Here is a 17502-nt window from a genome sequence, read left to right as displayed (position 1 = left end):
ATAGATGTTACTTGGAATCACTGCATTGCTAGAAAGCCCCATAGAAATAATGTTTCCATAAAACTCCCCTGCTTTGATTAAGCGGTTATCTTTTACACTTTGATTCATTTCATTGATTTGACTTTGTTGGAATCGCATTTGCCTTTACCTTTAGCAATGGCTTTAACTCCTTCTGTGATCAATTGCATTATCTTTTCTGTATCGTATTTTATGAGTTTTAAGGGTAGCTTGAAGTTGTTATAAATTTTTTTGATGGCAGAGAGGAAGGGATTCGAACCCTCGAAGGCTTGCACCTTACACGCGTTCCAGGCGTGCTCCTTCAACCACTCGGACACCTCTCTAAAAGGGCGTAATTATAACCAAAAAAGATAAAATTGCATCTTGAATCCCAAAAAGGGATTCCAATTTATTTAACAAATGCCATTTTACGGCGCAAATAAGCAATTTTACTTTGCAATGGCAAGTTTTTTGGGCAGACATCGTGGCAAGCAAGCAAGCTCATACAACCAAACACACCATCATCATCACCCACTAGCTCATAATAATCTGCATCGCTTCTTTTATCGTGCGGATCAAGCATAAATCTCACCACACGATTAAGTCCAGCTGCTCCTACAAAGTCTTCACGCATTAACTTTGTTCCACAACCTGCAATACAGCATCCACACTCAATGCATCTATCAAGCTCAAAGACTTCTTGAGCCACTTCTGGCTCCACGCGCTCTTCAATTTGACACATATGCTCTGCACTCTTCTCTTGAGCGTGAATCCAACTCTCCACACGCTTACTCATTCCATTAAACCAATTTCCTGTATCCACAGATAAATCTTTAATCAATTTAAATGCAGGCAATGGCATTAGCGTAATCACGCCATCTGGGAAGTCTTTTGTAAGCGTTCTACAAGCCAGTCTTGGACGCCCATTAATCATCATTCCACAGCTTCCACAAATCCCAGCACGACACACAAAATCAAAACTCAAATCCGGATCATATTGTTCTTTAATCATATTAAGCACAATGAAAATTGTCATAGAATGCGCTTCTTTTAATTTGTATTCTGCAAAATGGGGTTTTGAAATTGCGCTATTGGGATTAAACTTTAACACTCTAATTATTAAATCTCTATTGCTGCTCTGCACTGCTCCGCTCATTGTTTATCTCCTATTCTTTCGTTGCGCGCTTTATAATACGCTTGTAGTTCAAAGGGCATTAATGCTTCTTGGATTGCATAACGATCTTTGCCTTGTGCTTCCATATCTGCACGGATTTTATCAATTTGCTCTTGGCGCTTTAGGCTCTCTGGATTTTCAATAATCATTCCTTTAGCGCCATATCCACGGAATCCGGGGGCAATTTCCATTGTAGAAATCTCAATATCCTCGTAAGTGAGTGTGGGTATTGTCTGATTTGGATTTTCCCAACTTGCTAATGTGCGCTTTAACCAATGCACATCATCGCGTTTTGGGTAATCTTCACGGCTATGCGCTCCACGCGATTCTGTTCTATCAAGCGCACCTTTTGCAACACAAAGTGCGATTTTTAGCATTTTTGGCACACGATAAGCTTCCTCTAATTCTGGGTTTGCTGATAAACGCTTAGTTTTGATTCCAATATTTTTACTTCTAATATAAAGTTGCTCTAGCTCTTTAACAGCGGAATCCAAATGCTCTCCATCCCTAAAGATTCCAACTTTATCACCCATAATTTGCTTCATTCTGTCCTTAATATCAAAGACATTTTCTGTGCCCGCATTTTCTACAATGCTTTCAAGGTATTTTTGCTCTCTGCTAATGAAATCCTCTACAAGCTTTGTTTCAATATCTACATAAGCCCCCATACAGCTTTCTGCAAAATAATCCCCAATGATCATACCACTAACAACTGCTTCACTCACAGAGTTTCCGCCTAAGCGATTAAAGCCGTGCAAATCCCAACACGCCGCTTCTCCTGCTGAAAACAAGCCTTTAAGCGCAGTTTCACCCTTAGCGTTTGTGCGGATTCCGCCCATACAATAATGCTGCATTGGCTTAACAGGCGCCCATTTCTCCGCTGGATCAATCCCTGCAAAACACTCACAAATCTCTTGCACATCGCGTAAGTTTGTTTCAATATGCTTGCGCCCTAAGATTGAAATATCAAGCCACAAATGCTCTCCATAAGGCGAGCTTACACCCTTACCTTCACGGATTCTTTGAATCATTCTGCGCGATACAACATCACGGCTTGCAAGTTCTTTTTTCTCTGGCTCATAATCTGGCATAAAGCGATACCCATCCACATCACGCAAGACACCACCATCTCCACGACAACCTTCTGTCAGTAAGATTCCACTTGGAAAAAGTCCTGTTGGGTGAAACTGCACTGCTTCCATATTTCCAAGCTTTGCAATCCCTGTTTCTAATGCAATTGCAGTCCCTATCCCTTCACAAATCACAGCATTGGTTGTATCCTTATAGATTCTGCCATAACCCCCTGTTGCAATGAGCGTTCCTTTTGCAACATAGCCGATTAACTCTCCATTGATTAAATCACGCACAACCGCACCATAACATCTTCCGTCTTTATGGATTAATGCAATGGCTTCTTTTCTATCGTGAATATCCACGCCGTGCTTTAATGCTTCATTTGCCACAGCAAAAAGCATTGAATGTCCTGTTGCATCAGCAGTGTAGCAAGTTCTCCATTTTTTTGTCCCACCAAAATCCCTTGAATGGATTAATCCGTGGCGAAAATCCTCCTCTGTGATTGTTGTTTTTTGTGCATTAATCACAGCTGTTCTATCGCCCTTTTTAATCCTAGTCCAAGGCACCCCCCAAGCGGCAAGTTGGCGGATTGCCTTTGGGGCAGTTGTTACAAACATTCTTGCAACCTTTTGGTCGCAACCCCAATCGCTTCCCTTTACGGTATCTATAAAATGCAAATCTTCATTATCCCCATCACTCATTTTTGAATTACCAAGACTTGCTTGCATTCCACCTTGTGCTGCTGCGGAATGACTTCGCTTTACCGGAATTAAACTCAAAACAATCGTGCTTAATCCCTTCTCCTTACAGGCTACTGCTGAACGCAAGCCTGCTAAACCACCACCAATCACCAACGCATCGCAATACACTATTTTCATCTAAACTCTCCTTATTATAGACTTTTGCCTAAAGCAATCCAAGTAAAGTCTGCAATAAACGCAATAACGCCCAAAACGATAAAAACTACAAATACAGCGATTTTCACATTGCGTCTTTTAATGTTGCTTTGCGCAGTTGTAGGAGCTTCTAATGGAATCCATTTAATAATCACGCGATACAAACCAATACTTGCATGCACTACCATAACAACTAACAAAACCAAATAAAACTCTGCCAAATTCCCATCTACAAAACGCGCTGCAGAATTTAAAGCATTAATCTCCGTAGAATTTGCAAGCATCGTAACAAGATGCGCTCCACCTAAGAAGAATAAAATAAAACCCGTTAAGAATTGTAACCACCAAAGCGTTGTATCGCAATGTTTCATCAAGGATTTATGTGTTCTAAACAACATTAATTGTTGGAAATTTGCAGGAAACTTGCGCATCGCCAAAAATGCGTGTGTAACAAAAAATACACTCACAACAACAACAACTAATGTTGTCAATAACGGAATCCCATGTCCTCCAAAAATAAACGAACCTTCACTAAATGCCACCACCGCATCAAAGGCATCCGGTCCAAATAAAATAGAAGATGTAAAGCACATATGGAATAGAATAAAGACTGCAAGGACTACACCCGTAATACTTTGCCACAAATCCCAACGCGCAGGATTTCTTCTCTTTTTGCGTTCTGAAGTTACCTTTAAGTAACTCTCAATTACTACTTCATCATTTTGCATAAATTCCTCCTAGAGCAAATCATCAGTGCTTATGCACACTAAAGCCTACAAAACCTTGTCAATTATAAACAATTTTTAGATAAAATTAGATTAAAGTTTTTTAAGTGATCTTTTATATAAACTTAAGCAAAGTTTAGTAATATCTCAAGCCACAAATATTGAGAATCCAAAATATTTAATCTTTATATGTAAGGATACCTTAAGATGCTCCCTTTTAGCGATACAGAATTATTAAAGCCTGTGGAAGCAAGCATAGACAAAGTCCGCCCAATGCTAGTCAAAGATGGTGGCAATGTTACACTCATTAAAATTGAAAATGGCAAGGTGTATTTGCGATTAGAAGGCGCCTGTAAAAGCTGTCCTAGTAGCACGCAAACACTAAAATTTGGGATTGAGCGCACTTTAAAAGACGACATCCATCCAGATATTGAAATCATTAGCGTTTCTTAAGATATTTTAAAATTTTTTAAGGAAAAATTTGACAACACAACAATCAAGACTTTATGCAAACATTAAAACTAAAGCCAAGCACGCCTTTATTAAACGCAATTACACACAGGCTTTAGAATTACTATCTTACGCACACGTAATGCGTTTAGACTTTGGAATCCAATCTGAAGATTCCATACACAGCAAGGAATCTTTAGAGATAGAAACACTCTGTGCTCTTTCAGATATGGCAATAGAACACGAAGAAGAAGCACGCGCTCTTTTTGATTATTATCAAGTCATTACCCAAAAAAACAAACAAGAATCCCAAAAAGACTCTAGCAAGCAATTTAAGAGTGCTGAAGAAATCATCTTAGATATGGTGCAAAATTTTGACCAAAATATTTATACCTTAAACCTTGCACTCACTCACTTAGAAGACATTGAAGTGGATAAGAATGATGGAATCCTCTACAAAGATTTTGAAAATTTAGAAAAAGAAATTGGCTTTAAAGAAGCCTTTGTGGATTTAATGTTTAGCACAAAAATCATTTTCACTAATAAAAATGAGTTTTTGTTTTTTATGCAGAACCTTGTAAAACACGGCTTTAAAGAAGTTGCACTCCATTACTTTGAAAACATCGGCAACAATCTGTTTTTTGACAAAGATTTTGCCAAACTTTATCAAAAAATCCTACAAAACCCTTAAGTAAGACGATGCGCTATATTTTGGATTCCAACTCTTTAAACTCTCCTATATGCTTTATTAGCGATGACACTAGAGAAGCTTTAAGCAATGAATGCAATGCACAAAATTGTGCCTTTTTAATCACTAAAAGCAATCAAAACTATATCCAAAACGCTAAACAAAATGGCTTTGAGATTTTTATCACTCCACAGGATTTAAAGCAATTTTTAGATTTAGACTTAAAAATCATCGCAATCACTGGCACAAATGGCAAAACAACAACTGCAGCAATACTTTACTCCACCCTACTTGATTTAGGACATAAAGTCGCACTTCTAGGCACAAGGGGATTTTTTATCAATGGAATCCAAAAACGCAAAAAAGGGCTTACCACGCCTCCATTATTAGAAATTTATAGTGCGATTTCTGCGGCAAGGAAGGAAGATTGTGCGTATTTTGTTATGGAAGTTAGCTCTCACGCAATCGTGCAAGAGCGCATTGAAGGGCTAGATTTTACACTAAAGATTCTAACAAACATCACAAGTGACCATTTAGACTACCACAAAACGCTAGAAAACTATATTGCTACAAAAAACTCCTTTTTTGCCAATCCGCTAGATTTAAAACTTATCAATAAAGATGAACCAAACGCACGCTATGCACTACCAAAAACCATAACCTACGGCATTGAATCTCCAGCAACCCTGCAAGTCAAAGCTTATAGTCTAAAAGATGGAATCACAGCACAAATTGGCTATGGCAAGGAGGACGCAAGCTTGCAATGCTCCCTTTTTGGCAAACACAATCTCTACAATGCGCTAGCTGCTATTGGTGCGGTAAAACTCCTAGAAAATGCGCCCTTGCAAGAGATTTGTGAGAAGCTAGAAAACTTTGGCGGTGTATTAGGGCGTATGCAAGTTGTTGCACAAAACCCTTTAATCATTGTGGATTTTGCACACACAGAAGACGGAATGGAGAAAATCTTTCAATCTTTCCCGCACAAAAAACTTGCTGTTGTCTTTGGTGCAGGTGGCGATAGAGATAAAACAAAGCGTCCAAAAATGGGATTATGCGCTGCAAAATACGCACAAAAAATTTATATCACAAGCGATAATCCACGCAACGAAGTCCCCAGTCTCATCATCGAAGAAATCTTTAGCGGAATCCCAGAGAATCTAAAAGAAGCAAAAGAAATCCATTTAGAAGAAAACCGCTCTAAAGCAATCCAAATGGCAATTACTGCACTAAAAAGCGACGAAATTTTATTGATTTTAGGCAAAGGCGATGAAACCTATCAAACCATTGGCGATTCTACCTTCCATTTTGACGATGTAGAAGAGGCGCAAAAAGCCCTCTCTGCACTTTAGAATCTAATTTAGATTCCAATTAATCGGAGTTTTGCCTATGCTTTGCAAATAAGCATTTGTTTTTGAAAAATGCCTACACCCTATGAACCCAGTGCGTGCTAAAGGCGAAGGATGCGCAGCTTCTAACACACAATGCCTTTTTGTGTCAATCAAAGTTTTTTTAGACTTCGCATAATTTCCCCATAGTAAAAATACGATTCCACTTTTTTGCTTGCTTAAAATTGTAATCACAGAATCTGTAAATTGTTGCCAACCAAAATGCTGATGGGAAGCAGGCTTATGCGCTTCTACACTTAAAATACTATTTAAAAGCAGCACCCCCTCCCTAGCCCAAGCACTCAAATCTCCACTTTGACTCTGTAAAATCCCTAAATCTGCTTCAAGCTCCCTATAAATATTACGCAAAGAAGGTGGAATCCTAATTCCTTGTGGCACAGAAAAGGATAGCCCCATTGCTTCCTTAGGATTATGATAGGGGTCTTGCCCTAGAAGAACAACTTTTACCTTTTCAAAAGGCGTGGAATTAAAGGCATTAAAAGTTAGATTTGCTGGGGGATAAATCACCGCTCCTTTAGATTTTGCTTCCACATAGCGCCTTTTAATCTCTAAAAAATAAGGAGAGAGAAATTCCTTCTCTAAAACCTTTTTCCAGTCTTCTTTAATCTTAATGGATTCCAATCTTATCATTTCTTTCCCTATTTTGGACGATTATCACGCATAATAATATTAAAGCGTTGCAAAATTAAAGGATTGCTTGAAAGATCAAAATGCTCCACGATATATTGCACATCACGCTCATCTAAAACCTTTAAAGCTTCTTTAATAGTTTCTCCAAACATTAACTCATCTTCTTGCGCAATTGCTTCACCAACTCTCTTGACATACTGCTTAATAAGTGCCTTCTCCTCTTTCTCGCGCTCCTTATCCTCCAATAAAACACGCTCCATATGCTTTAAAATCTGAAATTTTTTGGTTTTAAGTTGTGCACGCTTATAAGCTCTAGTTAATGCCATAATGCGCCCAATAATTGCGTCCTTCTCTTCATCATTCTCATAATATTCTTCGTAACTTTCATACATAATATCCGGATAATAATCGTGAATAATTGCAAACTTCTGTTGTGCAATTCTACTAAGACTCTCTTGATTATTCTGCAAGCGCATTGTTTGGATACTTTGACGCAAAAATGCAATATCTGCCCGCTTAGAGCTATAAAACTGCATCTGCTCAAAACGCTCTTGGGGCGGATAAAATTCACAAAAACGCTCAATCTCTGCTAATAACGCTTCTTGGTATGCTCTGTATGCAATCTCCACAATCTGTGTCATTTGCCTACAACGCTTATCGCTAGATTGTGAAAGCACAAGCTCAATAGTTTCATTTAAGTCATAGTGATCAAAAACTTTTTCAATCGCATCATAAAGGCTAACAAAATTCACCTCCTCTCCAGAAATCGCATAATAAATCTTTCCAATCTCCTCTTCAATATAGTCTGTATCATCCTCAACAGCAATCTCAACAACTTCATTTTGCTTAAGAATCTCTAAATAACCTGTAATTCTCTCTTTGCTATGCTGCTTAAAAAGATGCTCTAACTCTATTGTTTGCATCTTGTCTAATGTATCTTTGGCATACCCATACTGCATTAACTGCGCAATTATCTCATTACGGCTTAACACAACTCCTCCTTTAAAACTCTAAAGCACTTGCAAAGGGACATTTTGGATTGCTTGCCACACTTTTAAAGCCTGCAAATGTTCAAAAGTATCGTGGCAGCGGACAATGCTTGCTCCGTGATTTAAGGATTGTAAATGGATTGCCAAAGTGCCAGCTAAACGCTTTTCAACCTCACAAGGCGTGATTTTATCAATCATACTTTTACGACTTGCCCCAACTAAAAGCGGATAACCAAAATGTAAAAAATGCCCCAAATGTTGAATCAATGCGCAATTATGCTCTAGCGTTTTTCCAAATCCGATTCCAACATCAAGAATAATTTTTGTGTTATTCTGCGCAACCAAAGCCGCAATGCGTTTAGCAAAAAATGTATCTATTTCTAAAAACAAATCCTTATAACTAGGATTCTCCTGCATTTTCTTTGGGCTTCCTTGCATATGCATAACCACACACTCACAATCATAACCCCTAACTGCTTCTAGCATTTTTGCATTGCTAAAACCTGTAATATCATTAATCATCATAAAGCCATAATCTAAGCATTTTTTCGCCACGCTTGGAGTGTAAGTGTCAATGCTTAAAATTGCCTTTTTATAGATTTTTTGCTCTTTTATAAATTCTAAAATCCCACTTAATCTCGTATGCTCTTCCTCCTCACTAACCCAAGCACTTCCAGGACGCGTGCTTGCCGCACCAATATCTAGGATATGCACGCCCTGTTCTAGCATTTTTAAAATCTCTGTTTTGGCGTCTTTAGAGTTTTTACGCGATTTTTCATAAAAACTATCAGGCGTGATATTTACCACACCCATAATCTTTGGCGCAAAATTATGGAATCCTAAATGCGATTCCAACTCTTGTGCCACCTTTTTTAATCCAAAAGGCTGCATTTTTAGCTTTTTTAAGAGTGCCTTTGCTTGAGAGCGTGTTAGCATTAAGATTCCACTATAAAATTCCCTCGCATAAAGAATTGCATCTTTTGGCAAGGCAAAGTCCGCTCCAACCGCCAATGCTTCTTGCTTTAAAATATGCGCAGCAGGGGTTTTTAAATCTTTAATCAAAAAATTAAACACCCTATCTTTATTGCATAAGATTCCATAGCCCACACTATCGCAATTTAGCTGCTCTAAAGCAAGTTTAGAATCCTCTAAATACTGCACAAATGCCATCTTTTTTCTAACTTTTAAGCGTTGCGCTAAATTGTTGTTTTTTCTTGCGCAAAACAAGAAGTAAAAGCGGAGCAAAAACATTGCTTACACTTTCATATTGATGCCCCCAAAATAAAGCCTTTTCAAAAAGTTGCGCCTCTTTGAGAGAAAAACTTAAACCATATTTAATGGAATCCAAATATAAACTTTGAACCTCTTCTTTTAAAAACGGATTGTTAAATTCCTTTTCCCGTTCTTTTAAAAACTGATACACGCTTTCTAAATTTAGCGTTTTTAGCGAAAGTGAAAAATGTGGCAAGCGTTGCACTTGGGAGCGATTTATCACAGGCAATCTTGAGCGCATTGTGGGCAAAAGCAAGGATTTCATTTTAGTATAAATGATAAAAATCGTGCCACTTGGTGGCTCTTCAAGCACTTTTAAAAGTGCATTTTGCGCATATGCATTATAGCTTAGGGCTGCAATTAGAATCTGTTTTATCCCTTCACTTGCGATATAGCTCTCATCAATGATTGCACGCGCAGTGTCAATGTCTAACTCATTAGCGCAAAATAAACGCGTATTTTGGGGTTCTTGTGTGTGAAAATACACATTTGCACTCTCAATAGGATCATTAACAAGTTCAATATGCCCGATTTTTATCTCCATTTTACACCTAATCCAATCGCACATTCCCAAACATTACCGCTTCAAGTGCTAAATTAAAGATTCTATACATTTGAATCAACTTAATATCCACTAAAGCATCCGTAGATTGCAATGTGAAACTATTTTGCAAATTTGTATCAAACATCCACAAAAATCCATCTTCTTGGCTTAATGCAAGCTTAGCACGCGATGCATCATTGCGTCCTACATACCAAAAAGAATATTTATGTGAAAAAATATTGCTCAAATAATCGTGGATGAGCGCAATTTCCGTTTCATCTTTATGCGAGATTTTATCAATTTTTGGAAAAAGCGCATTAATAGCAATTATAGGCACATAAGGGCGATTATTAGAGCGATTAATGGATTGCACCACATAGTGTATAAACCATTCCCTCTCATAGTCTGCAATAAGAATTAAACTCTCACCATTAAAGATTCTTTGCAATGCGCGTTTTAAAAGCGGAATCCATTCAAACTTACGCTCCTCAAGCCAAATAGGATGGCTTGCATCGTGGCGTAAAGTTTGCAAAACCCAGCTAGATAAATCTTGCATTATTGCTCCAGCGCATAGACACTATGTAGCGTGCGGATTGCAAGCTCTGCATATTTTAAAGCAATAATCATTGAAATTTTAATCTCACTTGTGCTAATCATCATAATATTAATATTGTCCTCTGCTAATGCTTGAAACGCCTTTGCCGCCACACCACTATGGGATTTCATTCCCACACCCACAATAGACACTTTAGCAATATCAGAATCATAATCAATGCTTTCTATATTATTATTTTCAAATGCTTTTAAAACGCGCTTTGTGTTTTCTAACTCCACCTCCGGGATAGTAAAATCTAAATCTGTTTTACCATCACGCCCGATAGTTTGGACTATCATATCCACATTAATATTTGCTTCTGATAATGCACCAAAAATCTCTGCTGCAATCCCAGGTCTATCTTCCACATTACAAATACTCACTCTTGCTTGGTTTTTATCTAATGCGATTCCGCTAACAATTGGATGTTCCATAATTTCTTCTTCCTTTGTGATGAATGTTCCTTTATTATGATTAAAACTATTTCTTGTTACCAAATTAACATTGAGCTTCTTTGCCATTTCAACGGAGCGATTTAACAAAACTTTAGCCCCCATTGATGCAAGCTCTAGCATCTCATCATAACTAATTCTATCAATCTTTTTTGCCTTAGGTTCAATCCTAGGATCTGTAGTATAAACTCCATCAACATCAGTATAAATCTCACACAAATCCGCCTGCAATGCCCCCGCTAACGCAACAGCAGACAAATCGCTTCCGCCACGCCCAAGCGTTGTAACAGCTCCCTTTTGCGTAACGCCTTGAAACCCAGCAACAACAACAATGTAATCCTTTGCCAATAAATCATTCAAGCGCGTTGTGTCAATGGATGCAATCCTTGCCTTTGTGTGCGAAGAATCTGTAACCATTCCCGCACCCCTTCCGCTAAGAGAAATCGCCTTATATCCTAACTCTTCTAGCGCAATCGCAAGCAATGCACTAGTTACACGCTCCCCAGCACTTAACACCATATCCACTTCACGCGCATTTGGAAGGCGTGAGAAAAACTGCGTATAACCTAAGAGTTTATCTGTTTCCCCACTCATTGCAGAGACTACTACAACAACGCTATTCCCAGCTTTTTTTGCCTCAAGGACGCGTTGTGCAACATTTTGGATTCTTTCACAATCCCCAACACTTGTTCCCCCATATTTTTGCACAATCAACATTACAAATAACCCTTTCTTTTAAAATATTCTAAAACTTGCCGATACACAGGGCGTTTAAAATAGGTTATGTGGTTAAACAAATCCTCCACCTGAACAAACTTATATGCATCAAACTCTGGTTTTTCTGTATGAATATTAATCTCATTTTGCTCTTGTAAGCGCACAAGAAAATATTTTTGAATTTGTCCATCATAAGGATACATTTTTTTGACAACTTGACTTGGGAAGTCATAGCTAATCCACTCAGGATATTCTGCAACAACATCAATCTTATCCGTTCCTATCTCCTCTTTGAGCTCACGGAATAAAGCCTCTCTTGGAGTTTCTGATTTATCAATACCACCTTGTGGAAACTGCCAAGCATTTTTAATATCCGTGCGACTTGCAATAAAAAGCTCACATTCAAGCGGGTATTTAGAGGAAAGGATAATGGCTGCAACATTTGGGCGATAGGTTTTTGTTTCTTTTTTCACTTGCCATTCCTTACACAAAATATTTTGCTAATGATAAATCAAAAGTTTTTAAATGCAGTTGATATTAAGTTCTTTTTTTATAGAATTCTAGGCAGATTGCATTGCAAGGAATAGATGTGAGCAAAGACTCTCAAAAAAATCTTAAGAATGTGCGTATAAAAAGCATTACACACACAAAAGATCAAAAAACTAAAAAAGATGCACCAAACAAATTAAAAACAAAGAAAAGCATAGAAAAGCAAGAGAAAATTCTAAGCACAGCGTGGAATCTTTTTTTACAATATGGTTATGAAAAAACTAGCTTGCAAATGATTGTAAAAGAAACAGGCGGATCTTTAACTACCATTTATAAAATGTTTAACGATAAAAAAACACTCTTTTCTGAAGCCATTAGGGAAAACGGACAAGAGTTTATTGACGCTTTAGATAAGGACTTCTCTGAAATTATGATTCCATATGCTAATTTAGAAGAGTATTTTTACCGCATTGGTGTGCGATTGATTCATCAAATTACCAGTAAAGAAAATATCGCTTTTATGCGCCTTATCATCATTGAAGGTTATAAGAATCCAGAGCTAATTGAAATCTTTCATCATATCGCCGTAGATCGCACGCATCACTTCTTTTTAAAGGCGTTAGAAGATTACAATGCCACGCATAATATAGGAATTAGAAATATTGGTGAGAGTTTGCGCGTTTTTACAAATCTCATCATTGAACCCTATCTTATTAATGCGATTATGATTCCACATTACACTTGCCCAAGCAAAAAAGAAGTCCACCGCATCGTAATGCGTGCGATTAAAATTCTTATGCTTTATCTTAAACACTACAAGGAGATTGAATGCTAATTGACACAGCACTACTAAATAAACTTGCAAAGCTAGGTGGAATCACACTAGAGGATGAGGAGCTAGAGATGACAAAAAACCATTTAAGCGAAATTGTCAATTTTGTAGAAAATATTAATGCTCTAAATTTAGAAGACATCCCTGCTTCTTTTAATCCGCTCAATTCCAAACTTCCTATGCGCCAAGACATTATAGAATCCAAACCTGAAATTGCTAAAAATGTGTTAGAGCACGCACCAAGCGTAGAAGATAATTTCTTTATTGTTCCAAAGATTATTGAATAATCTTTACTTTTTTCTTCTAAAATTGGAATTAGAAATGCGTTTCATTTTAGATTCCAACTTTTTAAAACTCTGATTTATGTTTTTACACGCATATGTGTAAAGCTAAAAAATATGGAATCCAAAAAAGATAAAAAGAGAAATTTAAGAAAGAATAAGATTCCAATATGGAATCTTAAAGAAGTTATACAAGCTCAATGATTGCCATCTGCGCAGCATCACCGACTCTTAATCTTGTCTTAATAATTCTTGTGTAACCGCCACTTCTATTGGCATACTTAGGAGCAATTTCTGTAACAAGCTTTTTGACAGATTCTTTATGTTGCAAGTAAGAGAATACTAAACGATGCGCCATAGAATCCCCTACTCTTGCTTTTGTAATTAACTTTTCAAAATAGCTTTGCAATTCCTTTGCTTTTTGTAAAGTTGTTTCAATTTTTCCGCTAGCAATCAAAGCAAGGGAAAGATTTTTTAATAAAGCCTTTCTATGAGAGCTTGTGCGCCCTAGCTTCCTATATCCGTGTCTATGTCTCATTTCTTATCCTTTAATTAGAAAATTTCTTCTTAAGGAGAGCAGTTAAATCTTCTGCAATTGCTTTGCCAATAGGATAACCTAACTCTTCTAATTTTGCTGTGATTTCATCTAAAGATTTTTTACCTAGATTTTTGATATTTTTAATTTGATCCTCACTTAACAATACAAGCTCGCCTAAATATTTAATGCCAGAACGATCTAAACAATTAAAGCACCTTGCGCTAAAATTTAAATTATCAATACTCTGTGAGAGCATTTTAATTTCTGGATGATCTTCCTCTCCATTATTAATTTCAGGCACTTCAATATCTAGCTCAGAATTAAAAATCGCCATTTGTTTGTGCATAACACTCAACGCATTTTTAAATGCAGTCAAAGGTTCAATTTGTCCGTCTGTTTGAATATTAAACACAACTTTTTCATAGTTTGGATCATCTTCTACAAGCACATTCTCTGTTTCATAGGTTACATTGGTAACAGGAGTAAAATAAGCATCTAATGGCATATACCCTTCTGGAATCACATTTCTAATATCCTCACTAGGAACATAACCAATCCCCTTGCGCACAATGATAGAAAAACTTAAAACTGCATCCTCATTGATTGTTGCTAAATGGATATTAGGCGTTACAACATCCACTAAATCATTTGCTAAATCCTCACCAGTAATGATTTTTGGACCTGTAAATTTATAATCAACACTAACACTCTCAAGCTCTTCTTTAACTCTAAAACGGATTGTCTTAAGATTTACAATCAAGTGCGATACATCCTCTACCACACCACGCACAGAATCAAACTCGTGCGCTACACCTTCAATTCTTAACGCAATAGGAGCAAATCCCACAGAACTACCAAGCAATAAACGGCGCAAAGGATGTGCTAAAGTGATTGCATATCCTGCTTCAAAAGGATATGCTGTAATTTCTATCTTATTAATACCAACTTCTTTAACTTCAATTTTGGTTGGAACATGCGGAGAAGTTTTAATACTTTTCATACTAACCCTTTCCTAGAAATTATTTAGAATACAACTCAACAATGAGCCTTTCTTCAATTGGAATAACCACCTCTTCGCGCTCTGGAAGACGCGTAAAAATTCCAAACACTTTATCTTGATCCACATCCACCCAAGGAGCAATCCCAGTTTGTTTTGTTAATTCAATCGCTCTTTGTATCTGTGGATTCTTTTTAGTTTTTTCGCAAATTTCAATCTTTTGCCCAACGCCAACTAGAGCAGAAGGAATGTCAAGCCTCTTACCATCTACTAAAATATGCCCATGCACAACAAGCTGTCTAGCAAATCTTCTTGTCGTCGCAAATCCCATTCTATACACAACATTATCCAATCTTCTTTCAATTAGCTTCACTAGATTTTCTCCCGTGTTCCCTTCTAACCGATTTGCTTCTATAAAAATTGCACGGAATTGTTTTTCAGAAACACCATACATCATCCTTGCTTTTTGCTTTTCACGCAATTGGATTCCATATTCTGAAATTTTTCCGCGTCTTTGCCCGTGTTGCCCTGGAGCATAAGGACGCTTATCTAATGCACTTTTACCTGCTAATCTACGCTCACCTTTTAATGCAAGACTAACACCAAATCTTCTTTCAATCTTCTCAACAGGACCTCTGTATCTTGCCATTCTCTCTCCTTACACTCTTCTTCTTTTAGGCGCACGGCAGCCATTATGTGGCAATGGTGTTACATCTTTAAACCATAAAACTTTGATTCCCTCAATGCTTCCCAAGCTTTTTACCGCAGTTTCACGACCACTTCCTGGACCTTGAATCTTAACACCTAATTCTTTGATTCCGTGTTCCTTTGCTTTAGAAACTGCATCTTCTACTGCTTGCTGTGCTGCATAAGGAGTAGATTTTTTACTGCCCTTAAATCCTAATGCACCTGCTGTACTCCAACAAATCACATTGCCCATTTCATCAGTAATGGTTACACTTGTATTGTTAAAAGCAGCAGAGATATGAATAATACCTCTTGCGATATTTTTCTTCACCACTCTTTTTTTATTTACATTTCTTTTTGCCATTATCTACTCCTATTTTGATGCACTACCAACGGTTTTTCTCTTTCCTTTTCGTGTTCTTGCATTATTTTTTGTTGTTTGACCACGAACAGGAAGTCCTTTACGATGTCTTAAACCACGATAGCTTCCTAAATCCATAAGAGCTTTAATGTCCATTGTAACTTTTTTGCGCAAATCACCCTCTACGATATGATGAGCTTGAATTTCTTTTGCAATAGAAGAAATTTCATCCTCACTAAGGTCTTGAACCCTTTTGTCATAAGAGATTTTTACTGCATTTAAAATATCTCTTGAAGTCTTTAAACCCACACCATAAATGTAAGTTAAAGCATATTCAATTCTCTTTTTTTTGGGCAAATCAACACCAGCAATTCTCGCCATTATTTTTCCTTTTAACCTTGTCTTTGTTTATGTTTTGGATTCTCACAAATTACTCGAATCACGCCTTTTCTTTTAATAACCTTACATTTGTCACACATTTTTTTGACAGAAGTCCTAACTTTCATAACTTACTCCTACTTCCAAAGGCTATGCCTTAATGAATATTGCTTTATGGGAAATCCCATTACTTGGAATGTCTTAAAATTGTTTATTACTTCCTAAACATTAGGCATTGAGTTTATAGTCCTCTAAGGCATTTCCAAACACCCAAACGACTATGCAAAACATTTTTTGCAATAAAGCGCAGATTATACTTAAAGAGTTATTAAAAACTACTTATATCTAAAAGTAATTCTTCCTTTATCCAAACTATAAGGAGTGAGTTCAATTTTAACCTTATCGCCTTGTAGAATCTTAATGTAATGCATACGCATACGCCCTGCAATATGGCACAAAATGATATGTCCATTTTCAAGCTCCACACGAAAGGTTGCATTTGGCAATGCTTCTTTTACGATTCCATCTACCTCAATTACATCATCTTTTGCCACTATGTTCCTTTTATAATTACTCTACGGATAAAATTTCCGCTTTCCCATTAACGATTGCAACTGTGTGTTCGTAATGACTACCTCTTAAACCATCAGCTGAAACAACACTCCAATCATCCTCTAAAATTCTTGGCTCTCCATCTTTTTGACAAACCATAGGTTCAATACAAAACACCATTCCCTCTTTAATTTTATCGCCTTGTTTGGCTTTTTTTCCTTCCAAATAATTGGGAATCTCTGGCTCTTCGTGTGGCTTTCTACCAATTCCATGCCCACAAAAACCACGCAAGGGAACATATCCATATTCCAAAATAAACTGCTCTAAAATTGCACTGAGTTCTTTAAAGTGCATTCCCACTTTAATTTGAGAAATTGCAAAATACAAAGCATCTTTAGAGCAAGCAATCAAACGCTGATCAGCCTGTGAAATCTCACCAACACCACAAGTTATTGCGCCATCACCATACCAACCATTCAGCTGCGTTCCAATATCAAGCCCAACAATATCTCCATTTTGTAATTTATAATCTGTTGGAACTCCGTGGATAATCACCTCATTAACCGACGCACAAACAGAGCCACTAAAACCATACAAACCCTTAAAAGATGGAATCGCTCCACAAGAACGAATCATCTCTTCACACATTTGATCCAATTCTTTGAGTGAAACACCCGGCTTAACCTGCGCTTTTAAATGGTTTAGAGTTTTTCCAACGATTCTATTTGCCGCCTTTAATGCGTTAATCTCATCAGGCTTTCTAATTGCTATTGCCATT

General features: G+C 37.2%; 23 protein-coding genes and 1 tRNA gene. 5 read left to right on the top strand and 19 right to left on the bottom strand.

Translation table 11 applies throughout. The features are described from left to right. Positions 1–253 precede the first annotated feature (253 nt). From MRZ19_RS06950 to MRZ19_RS06935, 4 genes are all read right to left on the bottom strand, one after another. Positions 254–341, bottom strand: a tRNA-Ser gene (locus tag MRZ19_RS06950). A 65-nt stretch (positions 342–406) separates the two neighbouring features. Continuing rightward, positions 407–1141 (bottom strand): fumarate reductase iron-sulfur subunit, encoded by a 735-nt coding sequence (locus MRZ19_RS06945; RefSeq protein ID WP_291031577.1) that lies wholly within the window; start codon positions 1139–1141, stop codon positions 407–409. A gap of 8 nt (positions 1142–1149) precedes the next feature. Further along, positions 1150–3123 (bottom strand): fumarate reductase flavoprotein subunit, encoded by a 1974-nt coding sequence (locus MRZ19_RS06940; protein ID WP_291031575.1) that lies wholly within the window; start codon positions 3121–3123, stop codon positions 1150–1152. A 14-nt stretch (positions 3124–3137) separates the two neighbouring features. Next, positions 3138–3869, bottom strand: coding sequence for a fumarate reductase cytochrome b subunit (locus MRZ19_RS06935; protein ID WP_291031574.1), 732 nt, complete (start codon positions 3867–3869; stop codon positions 3138–3140). A gap of 204 nt (positions 3870–4073) precedes the next feature. Here MRZ19_RS06935 and MRZ19_RS06930 point away from each other — a divergent pair, with 204 nt between their 5' ends. Genes MRZ19_RS06930 through MRZ19_RS06920 form a run of 3 tightly spaced genes read left to right on the top strand, consistent with a single transcriptional unit; the run spans position 4074 to position 6353 of the window. Next, a complete protein-coding gene (locus MRZ19_RS06930) occupies positions 4074–4319 on the top strand; it encodes a NifU family protein (RefSeq protein ID WP_291031573.1) in 246 nt (81 codons plus the stop codon). A 28-nt stretch (positions 4320–4347) separates the two neighbouring features. Next, a complete protein-coding gene (locus MRZ19_RS06925; protein WP_291031572.1) occupies positions 4348–5007 on the top strand; it encodes a hypothetical protein in 660 nt (219 codons plus the stop codon). An 8-nt stretch (positions 5008–5015) separates the two neighbouring features. Then, a complete protein-coding gene (locus MRZ19_RS06920) occupies positions 5016–6353 on the top strand; it encodes a UDP-N-acetylmuramoyl-L-alanyl-D-glutamate--2,6-diaminopimelate ligase (protein WP_291031571.1) in 1338 nt (445 codons plus the stop codon). A 3-nt stretch (positions 6354–6356) separates the two neighbouring features. Here the strand turns inward: MRZ19_RS06920 and ung are convergent, their stop codons facing one another. Genes ung through MRZ19_RS06885 form a run of 7 tightly spaced genes read right to left on the bottom strand, consistent with a single transcriptional unit; the run spans position 6357 to position 12082 of the window. Next, positions 6357–7040: a uracil-DNA glycosylase gene (gene ung / locus MRZ19_RS06915; protein ID WP_291031570.1), complete on the bottom strand. Its 684-nt coding sequence runs from the start codon at positions 7038–7040 to the stop codon at positions 6357–6359. A gap of 8 nt (positions 7041–7048) precedes the next feature. Further along, positions 7049–8032, bottom strand: coding sequence for a hypothetical protein (locus MRZ19_RS06910; protein ID WP_291031569.1), 984 nt, complete (start codon positions 8030–8032; stop codon positions 7049–7051). A gap of 18 nt (positions 8033–8050) precedes the next feature. Then, positions 8051–9199: a dihydropteroate synthase gene (gene folP, locus MRZ19_RS06905; RefSeq protein ID WP_291031576.1), complete on the bottom strand. Its 1149-nt coding sequence runs from the start codon at positions 9197–9199 to the stop codon at positions 8051–8053. Between the two features lie 7 nt (positions 9200–9206). Then, a complete protein-coding gene (locus MRZ19_RS06900; protein ID WP_291031568.1) occupies positions 9207–9845 on the bottom strand; it encodes a DNA polymerase III subunit delta' in 639 nt (212 codons plus the stop codon). A 7-nt stretch (positions 9846–9852) separates the two neighbouring features. Then, positions 9853–10401, bottom strand: coding sequence for a HobA family DNA replication regulator (locus MRZ19_RS06895; protein WP_291031567.1), 549 nt, complete (start codon positions 10399–10401; stop codon positions 9853–9855). Then, a complete protein-coding gene (locus MRZ19_RS06890; RefSeq protein ID WP_291031566.1) occupies positions 10401–11609 on the bottom strand; it encodes an aspartate kinase in 1209 nt (402 codons plus the stop codon). The genes MRZ19_RS06895 and MRZ19_RS06890 overlap by 1 nt, the downstream gene beginning before the upstream one ends. After that, on the bottom strand, positions 11609–12082 hold the full coding sequence (locus MRZ19_RS06885) for an RNA pyrophosphohydrolase (RefSeq protein WP_291031565.1): 474 nt from the start codon (positions 12080–12082) through the stop codon (positions 11609–11611). The genes MRZ19_RS06890 and MRZ19_RS06885 overlap by 1 nt, the downstream gene beginning before the upstream one ends. Before the next feature lie 116 nt (positions 12083–12198). Between MRZ19_RS06885 and MRZ19_RS06880 the strand changes: the two genes are divergently transcribed. Next, the gene (locus tag MRZ19_RS06880; protein ID WP_291031564.1) at positions 12199–12933 is read left to right on the top strand and encodes a TetR/AcrR family transcriptional regulator; all 735 of its coding nucleotides are present in this window, start codon (positions 12199–12201) and stop codon (positions 12931–12933) included. Continuing rightward, positions 12927–13217, top strand: a complete 291-nt coding sequence (gatC, locus tag MRZ19_RS06875; protein ID WP_291031563.1) for an Asp-tRNA(Asn)/Glu-tRNA(Gln) amidotransferase subunit GatC — start codon at positions 12927–12929, stop codon at positions 13215–13217. Before MRZ19_RS06880 ends, gatC begins: the two co-directional genes overlap by 7 nt. A 181-nt stretch (positions 13218–13398) precedes the next feature. Here gatC and rplQ read toward each other — a convergent pair whose 3' ends face one another. From rplQ to map, 8 genes are all read right to left on the bottom strand, one after another. Next, positions 13399–13749, bottom strand: a complete 351-nt coding sequence (rplQ, locus tag MRZ19_RS06870) for a 50S ribosomal protein L17 (protein WP_291031562.1) — start codon at positions 13747–13749, stop codon at positions 13399–13401. Between the two features lie 10 nt (positions 13750–13759). After that, positions 13760–14749 (bottom strand): DNA-directed RNA polymerase subunit alpha, encoded by a 990-nt coding sequence (locus tag MRZ19_RS06865; RefSeq protein WP_291031561.1) that lies wholly within the window; start codon positions 14747–14749, stop codon positions 13760–13762. Between the two features lie 19 nt (positions 14750–14768). Further along, the gene (gene rpsD / locus MRZ19_RS06860) at positions 14769–15395 is read right to left on the bottom strand and encodes a 30S ribosomal protein S4 (protein ID WP_291031560.1); all 627 of its coding nucleotides are present in this window, start codon (positions 15393–15395) and stop codon (positions 14769–14771) included. Between the two features lie 9 nt (positions 15396–15404). Beyond that, the gene (gene rpsK / locus MRZ19_RS06855; protein ID WP_006801841.1) at positions 15405–15797 is read right to left on the bottom strand and encodes a 30S ribosomal protein S11; all 393 of its coding nucleotides are present in this window, start codon (positions 15795–15797) and stop codon (positions 15405–15407) included. Positions 15798–15806: 9 nt separating this feature from the next. After that, a complete protein-coding gene (rpsM, locus tag MRZ19_RS06850) occupies positions 15807–16175 on the bottom strand; it encodes a 30S ribosomal protein S13 (protein ID WP_291031559.1) in 369 nt (122 codons plus the stop codon). Between the two features lie 11 nt (positions 16176–16186). Beyond that, positions 16187–16300: a 50S ribosomal protein L36 gene (gene rpmJ / locus MRZ19_RS06845; protein ID WP_291031558.1), complete on the bottom strand. Its 114-nt coding sequence runs from the start codon at positions 16298–16300 to the stop codon at positions 16187–16189. Positions 16301–16507: 207 nt separating this feature from the next. Next, on the bottom strand, positions 16508–16726 hold the full coding sequence (infA, locus tag MRZ19_RS06840) for a translation initiation factor IF-1 (protein ID WP_006801843.1): 219 nt from the start codon (positions 16724–16726) through the stop codon (positions 16508–16510). 16 nt (positions 16727–16742) lie between these two features. Then, positions 16743–17501: a type I methionyl aminopeptidase gene (map, locus tag MRZ19_RS06835; protein ID WP_291031557.1), complete on the bottom strand. Its 759-nt coding sequence runs from the start codon at positions 17499–17501 to the stop codon at positions 16743–16745. Position 17502 lies beyond the last annotated feature (1 nt).

The organism is Helicobacter sp. (genome assembly GCF_022770205.1).
In the GTDB taxonomy this organism is placed as follows: Bacteria; Campylobacterota; Campylobacteria; order Campylobacterales; family Helicobacteraceae; genus Helicobacter_D.
The sequence above is the reverse complement of the archived record's forward strand: the minus strand, read 5'-3'. Positions and strand labels throughout refer to the sequence as shown.